General features: G+C 60.1%; 12 protein-coding genes and 1 pseudogene. 7 read left to right on the top strand and 6 right to left on the bottom strand.

The window, feature by feature from the left end:
• Positions 1 to 307 precede the first annotated feature (307 nt).
• The 3 genes from FHW96_RS05575 (at position 308) to tnpB (ending at position 2445) form a co-directional block, all read left to right on the top strand.
• On the top strand, positions 308 to 1585 hold the full coding sequence (locus FHW96_RS05575) for a Glu/Leu/Phe/Val dehydrogenase (protein ID WP_172339538.1): 1278 nt from the start codon (positions 308 to 310) through the stop codon (positions 1583 to 1585).
• A 192-nt stretch (positions 1586 to 1777) separates the two neighbouring features.
• On the top strand, positions 1778 to 2209 hold the full coding sequence (locus FHW96_RS05570; protein WP_172339537.1) for a transposase: 432 nt from the start codon (positions 1778 to 1780) through the stop codon (positions 2207 to 2209).
• A complete protein-coding gene (tnpB, locus tag FHW96_RS05565) occupies positions 2206 to 2445 on the top strand; it encodes an IS66 family insertion sequence element accessory protein TnpB (protein WP_172339536.1) in 240 nt (79 codons plus the stop codon). Before FHW96_RS05570 ends, tnpB begins: the two co-directional genes overlap by 4 nt.
• Positions 2446 to 2744: 299 nt before the next feature.
• Here tnpB and FHW96_RS25945 read toward each other — a convergent pair whose 3' ends face one another.
• Both FHW96_RS25945 and FHW96_RS26660 read right to left on the bottom strand, forming a co-directional pair.
• On the bottom strand, positions 2745 to 2963 hold the full coding sequence (locus FHW96_RS25945) for an NAD(P)-binding protein (protein WP_371815647.1): 219 nt from the start codon (positions 2961 to 2963) through the stop codon (positions 2745 to 2747).
• Positions 2964 to 2968: 5 nt separating this feature from the next.
• The gene (locus FHW96_RS26660) at positions 2969 to 3223 is read right to left on the bottom strand and encodes a (2Fe-2S)-binding protein (protein ID WP_371815646.1); all 255 of its coding nucleotides are present in this window, start codon (positions 3221 to 3223) and stop codon (positions 2969 to 2971) included.
• A 373-nt stretch (positions 3224 to 3596) separates the two neighbouring features.
• On the opposite strand from FHW96_RS26660, the gene FHW96_RS05550 reads away from it, so the two are divergent.
• The gene (locus FHW96_RS05550) at positions 3597 to 4514 is read left to right on the top strand and encodes a LysR substrate-binding domain-containing protein (RefSeq protein ID WP_172339535.1); all 918 of its coding nucleotides are present in this window, start codon (positions 3597 to 3599) and stop codon (positions 4512 to 4514) included.
• 158 nt (positions 4515 to 4672) lie between these two features.
• Here the strand turns inward: FHW96_RS05550 and FHW96_RS05545 are convergent, their stop codons facing one another.
• The 3 genes from FHW96_RS05545 to traD form a co-directional block, all read right to left on the bottom strand.
• Positions 4673 to 6163 (bottom strand): IS4 family transposase, encoded by a 1491-nt coding sequence (locus tag FHW96_RS05545; protein WP_216650783.1) that lies wholly within the window; start codon positions 6161 to 6163, stop codon positions 4673 to 4675.
• 235 nt (positions 6164 to 6398) lie between these two features.
• Complete coding sequence (locus tag FHW96_RS05540) at positions 6399 to 6683, bottom strand: conjugal transfer protein TraD (protein ID WP_172339534.1); 285 nt, start codon at positions 6681 to 6683, stop codon at positions 6399 to 6401.
• 37 nt (positions 6684 to 6720) lie between these two features.
• Positions 6721 to 7026: a conjugal transfer protein TraD gene (gene traD / locus FHW96_RS05535; protein ID WP_172339533.1), complete on the bottom strand. Its 306-nt coding sequence runs from the start codon at positions 7024 to 7026 to the stop codon at positions 6721 to 6723.
• A gap of 154 nt (positions 7027 to 7180) precedes the next feature.
• Between traD and traA the strand changes: the two genes are divergently transcribed.
• Both traA and FHW96_RS05525 read left to right on the top strand, forming a co-directional pair.
• The gene (gene traA, locus FHW96_RS05530; protein WP_172339532.1) at positions 7181 to 9682 is read left to right on the top strand and encodes a Ti-type conjugative transfer relaxase TraA; all 2502 of its coding nucleotides are present in this window, start codon (positions 7181 to 7183) and stop codon (positions 9680 to 9682) included.
• Positions 9679 to 11478: a type IV secretion system DNA-binding domain-containing protein gene (locus FHW96_RS05525; protein ID WP_371815638.1), complete on the top strand. Its 1800-nt coding sequence runs from the start codon at positions 9679 to 9681 to the stop codon at positions 11476 to 11478. The genes traA and FHW96_RS05525 overlap by 4 nt, the downstream gene beginning before the upstream one ends.
• A gap of 1 nt (position 11479) precedes the next feature.
• Here the strand turns inward: FHW96_RS05525 and FHW96_RS26125 are convergent.
• Positions 11480 to 11722, bottom strand: a pseudogene (locus tag FHW96_RS26125) (type IV secretory system conjugative DNA transfer family protein); the annotation flags it as partial.
• 326 nt (positions 11723 to 12048) lie between these two features.
• Here FHW96_RS26125 and FHW96_RS05520 point away from each other — a divergent pair.
• The gene (locus FHW96_RS05520; protein ID WP_172339531.1) at positions 12049 to 13341 is read left to right on the top strand and encodes an MFS transporter; all 1293 of its coding nucleotides are present in this window, start codon (positions 12049 to 12051) and stop codon (positions 13339 to 13341) included.
• Positions 13342 to 13414 lie beyond the last annotated feature (73 nt).

Raw genomic sequence — 13414 nt, 5'->3', positions numbered from 1 at the left:
CCCCATCGATCAGTCCCCGAGTGCCTCCAGAGCAAGACAGAACCGTTTCCAACGAGCGGGACCGACCCTCCCGACCGGGAACTTCTAGTGCGAGGGGCGTCGCCTCGCCGGCAATTGCGGCTGCCTTGCTCTTCGCTAGCCGTAACGCAGGAAGCCTTTCGGGGGCCGCGGCTGATGCCATTGCTTCTCGCGATCTTGGGCGACACTCAGCAACGTCGCGGAAAATCGATCTGAGCTTGAAGCTATTTCGGCACAGCTGACCACCTCCCCCTGCGATTAGAACCGCACCGTACACTAAGGATCACGCATGTCGGCAACGTCGCAAGCAGGCTTATATCAGGGTCCCGTCTTCGAGATGGCAAGGCGCCAATTTAATCAAGTGGCGGATCACCTCAACATCGCGTTCGACGAGCGCGAGCGCATCTTCATGCCCAAGCGAGCAATCGCTGTGTCCTGCCCTATCCACCGCGACGACGGCTCTGTTGCCGTGTTCAACGGCTATCGAGTGCAGCACCATCTAACGCTCGGACCCACGAAGGGAGGAACTCGGTTCGCGCCTAGCGTAGACGTGGGAGAGGTCGGTGCACTCGCGATCTGGATGAGCTGGAAATGCGCGCTGGTCGGACTTCCTTATGGAGGCGGCAAGGGCGGTATCACAGTGGATCCGTACACCCTGTCTCTTAGAGAACTCGAGGCGCTCTCACGCCGATACATGCAGGAGATGATCCCGTTTGTCGGGCCGCACATCGACGTGATGGCGCCAGACATGGGGACCGACGAACGCGTTATGGCATGGTTCATGGACACCTATTCCATGTATTCGGGAAGCACAGTGACCGAGATCGTGACCGGCAAGCCGGTCGCTTGTGGAGGTACGTTAGGCCGGCGCGAGGCAACAGGCCGGGGTGTGGCCTTCCTTATCGGTCGCGCGATGGAGATAGTTGGCATCGAGTCGGCGCAGGCGACTGCGATCATTCAGGGGTTTGGCAACGTCGGCTCGATCGCAGCCCTCGAACTGGCTCAACGCGGCGTCCGCATCGTCGGCGTAAGCGACCATAGCGCGGCCTATTACGATCCCTGCGGACTGGATGTTGAGGCGCTTGTCGCCTTCACGCGCGAAAATCGCTTCCTGAAGGGGGCACTCGCGGAGGCGCTAATCGATAGCGATGAACTCCTCGTCCAACCGTGCGATATCCTCGTCCCCGCCGCCATGGAACGGGCGATCACCGCCGACAATGCAGGGCGGATCAAATGTCGGATCCTTGCAGAAGGAGCCAATGGGCCGACCACACCGGAAGCGGATCAGATTATCGCAAAACGCGGCGACGAGATCTTTGTTCTGCCGGACATCCTCTGCAATGCCGGTGGGGTTATCGTGAGCTACTTCGAGTGGGTGCAAGATCTCCAGCGTTTCTTTTGGGACGAGCCCGAAGTCCTGGATAAACTCTACGGTACGCTGGAGCGGGCGCTCCAGCGTGTGATGGCGCGTGCTGTGCGCGACGGCATATCAAATCGTGACGCTGCTCTGGCGCTTGGCGTCGAGACGGTGCGGAACGCCAAGGCTATTCGTGGACTTTTTCCCTGAGTGCTACTGATGCTTCGCATCCACCTTTTACGACCCAGTCGATGTGAGCACTATGTGATAGGCCGACACGTCGTCGCTCGCACCGTCCCGACTGTTGAGTTACGTCGAGAATTGGTGGAGAGGATGCCCCCTCCGTAAGCGCCGTTTCGGCCCCACCTTGCGCGGATTTATGGCTGCTGCAGATGCGGGGGCATGGATGACACGACGTTTACGAGCACACTGGACATCGACACTGAAGCGGCTGTGAGGCCGGTTCAGCGGGTAGAAGTTCTGACCAAGATGGCCGGGCGCCGGCGCATCTGGACGCTGGAAGAGAAATTGGCGTTGGTGGCGGAGATGGAGCGCTGCGGCAATATCGCGGCGCTGTCTCGGGAGCGCGACGTCAGCACGTCCTTACTTTACACGTGGCGGCGTGAATTGCGTTACGCGGTTCAGGCCAGCCAATTGCCTCCACGCCAGGAGCCCATGTTTGTGCCAGTGATGGCGCAGGCTTCATCACCGGCGCCGGGCGATGGGATGGTGGAGGTGGAGGTGGAGGTCGGCGGCGCAGTGGTACGGATCGGGCCATCTGCGCGGACCGATCTGGCGGTGGCGGTCATTCAGGCGCTGCGGATCGAACAATGATCGGGATTGGCCAGAGCACGCGGGTCATGGTGGCCACGCGCCCGGTGGACTTCCGCAAAGGGCCGGATGCTCTGGCCGCGCTGGTGGCCACCGAGTATGGCGGTGATCCCTATTCCGGGGTGATTTACGTGTTCCGCGCCAAGCGGGCTGACAGGATTGGACTTGTAACGGTTTTGCGCCGGTCACCTGATCGTTTTAAGCTCGGATCAGGAGACCAGCGAGATGATGAAGTATAGTGAAGATTTTAAGCGAGAGGCTGTTCGGATCGCACTGAGCGGTGGTTTACCGCGTGAGCGGGTTGCAGCAGCAATGGACCGGAACCCGCCAACCATACGGGCCCATCGGGCATCTGCCTTGCTGTCTTGAAAAGTATCTGTGCGCCGCCGACAGTTAGCACGCCAGGCAACTGCCAGCCGACGAAGGGCATTGGTCGTTCTTGCGCCCCAGTCGCAATCACCACGAAACTGGGCTTGACGACGCTTGCGATGCCGTCGCGTGTCATAAACACCCGCGGTCCCGGCTCGATCTGCCACGCCTAGGTACGAGAGAGGTATTCCCCGCCGGCCTGGCGGAAGCGCGAGACCAGCGACGCACCGGACCGCTCCTCAACACCATGAGTTACCCGAGTTTCGATCGCGGCAAAAATCCGGCCGCCAGGAGCGGCCTGATCGTCTACGACAGTGACCACGAAGCCGAATGACAACAGCTCAATTGCCGCAGTCATCCCAGCTGGTCCAGCGCCAATCACGAGCACGTCGGTCAAAGCGTGGCTTCCAACAGCGGGTTCGGGCGCTCAACCTGGCGGCAAACCTTCATCCCGTCCCGCGCACACGCTTGGCAACTTCGAATCGAGTTGCCACCGTCGATCTGGACAAGGCACTCAAAGCAGGCGCCCATCATGCAGAACGGGGCCCGAGGCGAGTGGGTTACTGGCGTCCGCCTCGTGAATGGTGGAGCTTGGCGAAGCAGGACGCGGTATCGGTTCACCTTCTTCGACCGTGAGCGGCACGCCATCGAGAGTGATTGTAACGGGTTTAGGCCCCCCCGTTCTGGATCAAGCTTACGAAACATCTTCTGCCTTTGGCTCTGCTACAGCTCTGAAGCTGGCCCTCGTTCCAAGCTACGTTAAAGTCGTGTTTTCTTGATAATCATTCCATGTGGTTATATTAAATAGAGCTGAGATGGGCTGGCGAACGTGTCCGTATTCGTCGGTTCCTTGCAATCTATAGGCCACCTTCTGCCATTTCTTCGACGCACTCTTGACTAGATGGCAGCGCCAATGACATCCAACCGCTAGGTTTTTTTGAGAGGTATTCTTTCCGGTTATAAAGTGCTAGATATGCCAGTAAGGCTGCCTATGGGCAGTGATTATTCTCAGAGGATATAAATGACACGGCATGTAAACCTCCGACAGATAGAGGCGTTCAAAGCAGTCATCGAGAACGGAACGGTCAGCCGAGGAGCTGAGGTATTGAATATCTCTCAGCCCGCTATGAGTAAGCTGATTGCCCATCTTGAAATGGACACGGGCCTGAAGCTCTTCGACAGAGTAAAAAAACGCCTCGCTCCGACAGAGCATGCAATGCGCCTTTATAAGGAAGTCGAGCGCATCTTCGCTGGCGTTCGACAGGTCGAGAGCGCGATCGATGTAATTCGCCGGCAGAATCAAGGCCGACTGGTGATCGGAGTGATACCTGCACTGTCAGGTAACTTCATCCAGCGGGTCACGGCGCGCTTCCTGGCTGGCAACACCAACGTGTTCTGTGAGCTGCGCTCGCTTAGCTCGACGCAGGTCGTTGATCGGGTTCTGGCACGCAAACTAGACGTGGGCGTGATAAATGGCCGAGTCGACAATCCTTATCTGACCTGCGAGCCCCTGATGGAGCATGCGCTTGTTTGTGTTATGCCTATCGGTCACCCATTATCGCGCAAGCACCGTGTAGAGCCGGCTGACCTCGACAACATCGCCTTCATCGGGTTCGATGCAGAAGTGTACATCGGTCAACTCGTCGACCGCATGATTGAGGCGAGCGGCATCCGGCCGAATGTCGTGGTTTCGGCCACCATGTCCCTGCCAGTTTGCGAGATGGTTGCAGCAGGCTTGGGCGTGTCCCTCGTTCATCCGCTCATGCTGAGCGGCCTTGAAGATCGTGTGGCGGTCCGCCCCTTCGGCCCCGATATCAAATTCAAGTTCCAGCTTTGCCGTAACCCGGAAGACCGCAATGCCAAGCTGATGCAGGCATTCGCTCAACATGTTCGGGACGTCGCTGCCCAGATTTCGAAGTCTGTACTTAGTGGTGCGTAGGTTCGCGCAGTGCCTGCAGCACTCAAACCGTATCACCGAGCGAGCAGGTCCGTCGAGAAGAGACGACGGCGGTTAATCCCTTAGCTCCCGACGGCGCTAGCTATGTCGCACAGATTAAGGGATGGGTGGTGCCAGATCATTTCCGGAGGACAACGCTGTCAGTTTGTCGCCGACTGTTCGCCTAGCCCCTCCGGTCCGTGGTAGGCGAGGCCTGTGGCTTTCAATTGCCCACAACTTTGAACCGCGAGGCGATAACCGATCGAGATGTCCATGAGCCTTTTCCACCCTCTCCACATTACATTATTTCCTCGTGGTGGGTCATGACTTCGTGCCATATATCCGCCGAGACGAGCTACACTGTCAGAATATTTGGCGAGGGTAGGAGCTGAAGTCTCGCCTACAGGTCGCCCAACCACGTCATCGAGGATTTTGCATTCCTCCTCGGTGAAGACCAGAGTCGGTGGCGCGTCGGGAGCGATCCGGCTTATCATCGTCATCCAGAATATGCGCCAGCTGATCACGCAAAATATCGCAATCAAATTGACAAGCCGGTCGGCGGTGCGGAGTTTCGCGTCTTCTGCGCGACAGCCGGATTTGAGGATTTTGTGAAAGACCTCGACCTTCCAGCGCATTGCATACCAGTCGAGCTTTTCGATGGCGTCGACCGCAGTTTTTACCGGCAGGTTGGTGATGAGGCGCCAGTCGATGGGCTTACGGCCCTCCGGGTTCGTGCGTTCCTGGGCATGGATGACAGTGAGCCTGAGTGGCGGATATCGCTTCTGCTTACCGATGGGTGGCAGCACGTCGATGGCCTTAAAGCGAATGCCGACCGTTGTTTCCTCGACCTCGCCATTGCCCAGCGGCACTGTGATCGGGTGCAGACCTTTGATGCTGAATTCAGCCATCTCGGCATTGCTCGTGTGAGAGCCGTTGCCGGCGAGTCGATCAACACAGGTTCGAACGACGAAGTTGGTGCCCTCCGCGAAAGCGCGGCAGAAGAACTCGTAGATGTCGTTTTCGCGATCACCGATATGTACGCATCGCGCTGGGTCTCCGATGAGTGCGTTGGACTGCGACATATTCTCCAGCCAACGGATGCTCTCCTTGACCTCGATAGGCACGCGCGTTGGGTTTATGTGCCGCTTCAACGCGGTGGTCCCTTTGAACTTGGACCGCGACCAGAATTTTGCTGCGGTCAGCCCCAGCGGCAAGCCCTCCGGCGTAACCGCCAGGCTCGAATGCATCAGAAGTCCACACACGGTATGCAGCTTCCGGTGCCCGCCCGGTCCGCGCGCCATAGGCGCAAAGCCGATTGCGCCGACATCCTCCGGCCGTGAGCGCTTGTATATGAACTCCGTTGTATCCTGAAGGACGAGGATAGGCCCTTCGACCGCCCGAATGCGCTCCGCCGTAGCTGAGAAATGACCCGCGAGGATCTGATCTTCTCTGACATCGCCGTTCGACAGGAAGCGATAGGCCGCCTTGGCGCTTGCCCAGTCGCCACACGCCAACGGCAGAGGGCTTCCGATCGACGAGCCAAGTTGATGCACCAAGCTGCGAAGGCGCTTGCCCAATCGCTCATCGGAAAACCTCGAGCCGGCAAGCTCGCGATCAATCCAAGCAGCAATATCCGTTGCCCCGCCGTCCATAGCGCACCCCGCCATAGCAATTTGATGCTTGGAGATGAATCATGAGCGTCGGCCTGCGGGCAATGGCAATGAGTCGAGTGGAACCATGGGCGCGACGACTTGTGGGTAATTGAAAGGCCGGAACGACGCTTACAGTTCGCCGTCCTCGGCGACCATTTCGCTCGTCGAGCGGCGGCGTCGAAGCGCGGTTGAGCCACTTGCTATTGTGTACCACGCTGTCCGGTTCGTTGAACCCTCAGCATTTGTGATCACCGTCAATCATTTTATTGCGCGGGCCATCGGCTTTCCGCTGATTGCGACTTGCCGATGTCTGCTCTGCATCAGTCGCAAAGGCGCGCGCACCCCGACGGCGCAGCAACAGCTTGAACTGCGAGTCCTCGTCGCTCTGCATGCGCTGCGCAATCTCGAGAAAAGCGCCATACAGCATGGCGCGATCGTCATCTGCAATGCCGACGAGGCCGGCTTTTTGCACCAACCCGCCCAACTCGATCAAATGCCGTGTGCGTTCGCGTCTTGCCACGACCCAAGCCCTCGTTTCCGATCGCGACCGTGCTGCATCAAGCCGATTGTGAACCTGTGTCAGCCGCCTTGCCGCCTTCACCACCGCCTGCAGTGCGGCGCGACGATTGCCTGCTTGTGTCGCGAAAGAATTGGGCGCCCTGGCGACTCCATGCCGACATGGTTGCCTTATCCTTTTCCGCGACCGCCGCCAGGAGGGCTCCGGCAAGCAGATCGGGCTCAAGCGCATCGGCACCCGTCGCCTCGATCAGTTCGCCGAATTGCTGGATCTTGCGCTGCTTGAGCAGCTTGGCGCGGTCGTTGAGCGCTTTCAGCTCAGCGTCGAAATCACGGACCTTTCGCATCGGTGCACCTCCATTTTGCGTGTCGATGCCTCCGAATTGGGCGGCCTGCCCCCCCGGTTCAACGCCGGAAATCTCTCAGGAGCGCTCTAGCGTATGAGAGCGCGCTTATACGTCGTACCGACGTCGCGGGATCAGGCGTAGATGGGTTGCCGTCATGGCGATCTATCACTTCTCGGCCAAAGTCATCGGGCGGGGCACCGGCAGGAGCGCGGTGGCAGCCGCGGCCTATCGCTCGGCCTCACGTCTCGAGGATGAGCGGCTCGGCCGCGCTCACGAGTTCACCAACAAGGCCGGTGTCGTCCATTCCGAGGTGATGCTGCCGGAAGGCGCGCCGGAGCGCCTGCGTGACCGCGAAACCCTGTGGAATGAGGTCGAGGCGACCGAGAAACGTAAGGACGCCCAACTCGCCCGCGAGGTTGAGTTCGCCATTCCCCGCGAACTGACGAAGGAGCAGGGCATCGCGCTCGCTCGCGAATTCGTTGATCGTGAGTTCGTGTCGCGCGGCATGGTTGCCGATCTCAATGTGCATTGGGACATCGGCGCGGACGGTGAAGCGAAACCGCACGCCCATGTCATGCTGGCGATGCGCGACGTCGGGCCGGACGGCTTTGGCGCGAAGGTTCGTGAATGGAACGCGAAAGCGCTGTTGCAGCAATGGCGAGAGCGGTGGGCCGACCACGCCAACGAGCGGCTGAACGCATTGGGCATCGCGGCGCGCATCGATCACCGCAGTCATGACGCGCGCGGGATCGACCTCCAGCCGCAGCACAAGATTGGTGCGGCTGGGGCGCGGCGGCTGGAGCGCGGCGAGGATGCCGAGCGTGCCGACGACCATATCCGGATCGCGCGTGCCAACGGTGGGACAATCATCGCGCACCCCGAGATCGGCCTCGATGCGCTGACCCGCGATCAGGCCACCTTCACCCGCCGTGACATGGCGATGTTCGCGCACCGCCATTCTGACGGCAAGGAACAGTTCGAAGCTGTGCTCGAGGCCATGCGTGGCTCTGATCAACTGCTTGCTCTCGGACGCGATGGTCGCGCCGTCGAGCGCTTCACCACCGCATCGATGCACAATGTTGAACAAGCGCTTGTGCGAAATGCCACTGCGCTGGCGGGGGCGAAGCACAATGTTCCTCGGTATTATGTGGAACAGGCAATTCACGCCGCCGTGGGGCGCGGATTTGTACTGGGGCGCGAACAGCGCGCTGCCCTCGACCATGTCGCGCGACCGGCCGGCCTCAGCCTCGTCGTCGGCTATGCCGGCACTGGCAAGTCGGCAATGCTCGGCCTTGCGCGCGAAACTTGGGAGGCGGCGGGTTACACCGTACGGGGCACAGCGCTGTCGGGCATTGCCGCCGAAAATCTCGAGGGTGGATCGGGCATCACATCACGCACGATCGCGAGTCTCGAACATGCCTGGGCACGCGATCGCGACCGGCTAACGTCGCGGGATGTTCTAGTGCTCGACGAGGCCGGCATGGTCGGCACACGCCAGCTCCAGCGCGTGCTGGCGGAAGCTGCCGACGCGGGCGCCAAGGTCGTCATGGTGGGCGACCCACAGCAGCTTCAGTCGATCGAGGCGGGCGCCGCATTTCGCCTGCTCGCTGAGCGCCATGGTACTGCCGAAATCAGCGAGGTTCGCCGGCAGGCCGAACCTTGGATGCGCGAAGCCACCCGCATGTTCGCCAGCGGCCGGACAGGTGAGGCGATCGCCGCTTACTCGAGCGCGGGCATGGTGCATGCCGCTGGGACACGCGACGCTGCCCGAACGACGCTGATCGATCACTGGGACGCCGAGCGGCGAGCCGATCCAATCGCGTCCCGCATCATTCTTACCCACATGAACAAGGAGGTCGCGATGTTAAATCAGGCGGCGCGAGAGCGTTTGGCTTCGCAAGGTGAGATCGGTCAGAACGTCGCGGTCCAGACCGAGCGTGGCGTTCGGCAATTTGCCGAGAATGACCGGATCCTCTTCCTCAAGAACGAGCGCGAGCTTGGTGTGAAGAACGGTTCGCTTGGCATCGTCGAGAGAGCTGGCCGCAGCAGTCTCGCGGTACGGCTAGATGACGGACGGAAAATCGATATCGATCTCAAGAGCTACAACCAGATCGATCATGGCTATGCGGCAACTGTGCACAAGACGCAGGGCATGACCGTGGACCGCACCCACGTCCTCGCCACACCGGGCATGGATGCTCACTCCACCTATGTCGCGCTGTCCCGTCACCGTGCGGAAACGGCCGTCCACTATGGCCGGGACGACTTCCAAGACGAGGCGCAGTTGCGTCGGACGCTCGCACGCGAGCGGCCAAAAGACATGGTGCTCGATTACGATAGCCGCTCGGGTCAAGCGACTGCCGGTGGCCGTCGAGAAGCAGTCCCGCACGTGACGGAGCTATCGGTGCCGACGGCAACACGCGACGCTACCGCTGAGCAGTCCACCGCGACTAACAGCGCGAAGCCCGGCAAGGAAACCGCGGGTGCTGCCGCCGGATCGTCCACGCAGGATCGGGCGACCAAGCTGCGGGAGACGTTCGCGGCCCTTGCCAAAGCCTCACAGCGGACGGCGGAACAGGTGTGCGCCGCCTACGCCGACGCTGCAAAGGTGCAGCGCACGCCGATCCGCGATCGAGACTATGGAGCGGAGCGGTGAGCGGCGGAACACCCGGAGGGAGCCAAGGCGCCGATCCGATCGTGCATCAGGTCGCGTTTCTTCTTTCGCTGCTTGCCATCGGCCTCGCTTGGCCTGTCGTGCGGGAGACCATCCCGCTCGACGCCCGCTTCGCCATGCGCGATCTCGTATTCGAGCACTGGCGGCATCGTGATCAGCTTGAGCCTTGGCTCGGTCAGCGCTGGCTATGGCTTGCCGCCCACCGCTACCATCTGTTCTTCGCCCTTGCCGCGCTGCCCGGCGCGCTTGCGATTGGCGCCGTCCAGGCCGTGGATCGGCGCACAGCATGGCCGCTGCTGACCGCGCCTATCGGTTGGGTGGGCGGCGGTCTGGTTGGCCTTTGGCTGTATGCGGATTTCATCACCGCGATGCCGACCCTGGCCGTGATGCTGCCCGCTCTTTTAGCTTATTTGGGGGGCGCAGTGGCAGCCCGGCTGGGCGTTTGGCCGCGACGCTTCACGCATCTGCGCGGTACGAAGATGCGCGGGCCGATCAGTCGTCTCCATAGTCGGTTGGTCACCGGCGCGGGAGGACGAGTGGCTCTCGGTGGCGTGCCGCTCACGATCGAGGATGAGACGATGCACATCGCCGCGATCGGTGCGACCGGCTCAGGCAAATCAACGGCGCTTCGCGCTCTGATGGCCGACGTCCGACGCCGCGGTGATCGCCAGGTGGTCGCGGATCCCGATGGGAGCGCTCTCAGCACCTTCTACGAACCGGGCGATGTCATCCTCAACCCGTTCGATGCCCGCTGCGCCCGATGGGACTTGTTAGCCGAAATCGAACACGTCAGCGACTTCCCGATGGTCGCGCAATCGCTGTTGCCGCACCTTGGCCATAGCGATCACGATCAGTGGATAAGCTACGCCCAGCAATTGCTGTCCAGTGCCATGGAAAGCTGGGTCACCAACGCGATGGGCAGTTCGGCTGCTTTCGTTGACGCCCTAGTGCAGGCGAACAAGACACAGCTCGAAGAGTTGTGCGCGAACACGCCCGCCGCTCGATTCTTCGAAGAAGGCGGCGAGCGCATGCTGGCCAGCATCCTCGGGACCATTACGCCCGCGCTCGTCAGTCTGCGGAGTTTCGCGGTTCGCGACGGCGATGGCTTTTCCATTCGGCAATGGGTGCGCACCGGATCGGGTTCGTTATGGATGCCGTATAATGCCAATCAAATCGCGGCGCTACGCGGCCTCGTCTCCTGTTGGATCAATCTGGCAATCGTCGAGACGCTTTCCCTCGCCCCATCTCGACAGCGTCGGATTTGGTTTCACGTTGATGAGCTCGACGCGCTCGGCCGGATCGAGGGCCTCAAGGATGCCCAAGCGCGCCTGCGAAAATTTGGTGGGCGAGTGGCAATCGGTTTCCAGAGCTTCGCCCAGATCAAGCAGATTTACGGCGAGGGTGCCCACACCATTATCGAGAACTGCGGCAACCTGCTGCTGCTACGCTGCGGCTTGAGCGAGGGCGGGGGCACTGCAGAGCTTGCCACCGACCTGATCGGCAGCCGCGAGGTCGAGCGTGACGACATGAGCCGTTCGCGGACCCGTGGTCGATTCACCTCGCGCTCCACGTCGATGCAGAGCAAGCGGGCCGTGGAAGATGTCGTCCTCGCGAGCGAGATAACGCAGCTTGCGAACAGGGAAGGTTTCGTCAAAAGAGCGACCACTTCCGACTGGCGGCGCGTGCGAATTCCTCATGTATCGTACGCCCAACGGACTCTGGCATTCGAGCCAGCGTGGCCAACTGGCCACTCTCAGGCATACGCCAAGAGCCTGTGAAGTAGCGGCGATGCGCATAGTAATGCGGTTTCCTCGCGCGGATCGGCGGGGCGGTCCGAGTTCAGCATCAGTTCGTCAGTGGGCACGAGTTGCATCACCTCGCCCAGCGTCAGCAGCGCTGCGCGGTCTCCCGCCGGCTGACCATGACGTGCGTGAGCCAGGGCCGTGCATAGTTGCGCATCGCGCGCTGCTCGGTCTCGGTGCCGAGTGCGTCCGAGATCCGCCTGGCGGTCCACTCGTCATTAGGGACAATCGAATGGTGGCGGCTCGTAGAGACTCAAGCAAGGATCGCGACTTGTTCTGACTTCATACGCAAAGAGAATAACCTCATCCTTTTCTGGGCTTGACGGAATAATCGTAGCTGCACACGATCAGCATCGAGTGATGGACGGATGCAGGCTGATCGCCACCACCTCGGCCATAACCTCAACTAGAAAGCCGAGCAGCTTCGGAGGCGGTAGGAAGCACGCCATGATCTTATCTTTGATCCCGGAGCCGAGTTCGACAAAAACGACGAAGAACAGGTAGAACGCTGATGATTACTCCGCCAACCTTCCAAATTCATCCGTGATGGGCCGAAAGATACACTGGAAGCGCCGCTATACGGTGCTCATCGTGCTCGCCCTCGTGGAAGCGATGGCTTACATGGACCGGAAGGCCATCTTCGTAGTCCTTCCGTTTATCGCGGAAGATTTCAAAATTGGCCCAGTCGCGATGGGCATGGTTTCGAGCGCATTTAGCGCCGCCTATGTGCTAGCACAGATCCCTGGCGGAATGCTAAATGACCGGCTGGGGATCCGTAAGGTTGCCTCGTTCGCCATTTTTTCGTGGTCGGTTTTCCTAATTCTGACGGGAGCTGCGATTAACCACCTTTACCTGCTTCTAGCACGGTTTGGCTTTGGTGCTGGGCACGGCGTTTATTTTCCGGGAAGCCTAAACAAGACTTTGGCTGTTTGGGTGCCCAAACATCAGCGCGCGACGGCTACGGCCGCAGTGTTCGCTTTTGCAAATGTCGGGAAGGCGATTGCAGCGGCGGTTGTTCTCAGCATAGCCACGATGTGGAACTGGCGTGTGGCATTCTTCGTCCTCGCCCTGCCATGCATTGTTCTTGCTGCACTTTTCTGGAGATTCGTGCCCAACAGCCCCGACGATGCGGATGAGCTATCGGCTGTCGAGCAGGCCGAACTCGAGGACAACGAGGCTGAATCCGCTAGCGTCCCAACTGAAAGAATGACGCTTCGCGAGGTTATTCGCCAGCCGAACATACTCAAATGGTTTTCGATCCTGTTCACGTTCGAAATAATCGCCTGGGCCTTCCCTACTTGGCTACCAACTTACCTGCTGAAGGCAAGAGGCTTTTCGACGTTCGACATGGGCTTGACCATCACATTGTCTTCACTCGGTGGAGCGCTTGGCGCAATGATGTGGGGCTGGCTTTCGGACCGCTTTTTTAGCAAGCGGCGCCACCTACTGATCCTTGGAGCACAATTGCTCGCATCGGCTGGGGCTGCGGCCATGTTGTTCGCGACGTCGCATGTCGCAATTATCGCTTGGGCCACTGTAGCATCCTTAGCGATAGCTGCTTTCTTCCCCGCATTTTGGGCCATGCCCATGGAGGCCATTTCCAAAACGTCGATGGGATTGAGCAGCGGCGTCATCAATATCGGTGGCCAGACTGCCGCTATCATAGCGCCGACAGCGGTAGGGTTGGCTCTTCAACTGAGCAACAACGATTATAACTGGGGTTTTGGCCTGCAGATCGGCGCAACAATTCTGTCGTTCTGTATCGCGATCTTGAGTTTCGGGCGGCGTGAGCAGCGGACCGTTGAACCTGCCTCAGTTTCCCCCCGAACGCTAATCTAATTGAAATTCGCTCACTTCGACGAGTCCGAGGGCTCGACATCGACATTATGTGTTGCGTTGGCTTGATTTGTCG

Source organism: Novosphingobium sp. SG751A (genome assembly GCF_013149295.1).
In the GTDB taxonomy this organism is placed as follows: domain Bacteria; phylum Pseudomonadota; class Alphaproteobacteria; order Sphingomonadales; family Sphingomonadaceae; genus Novosphingobium.
This window is presented reverse-complemented; position numbering and strand designations above follow the sequence as displayed.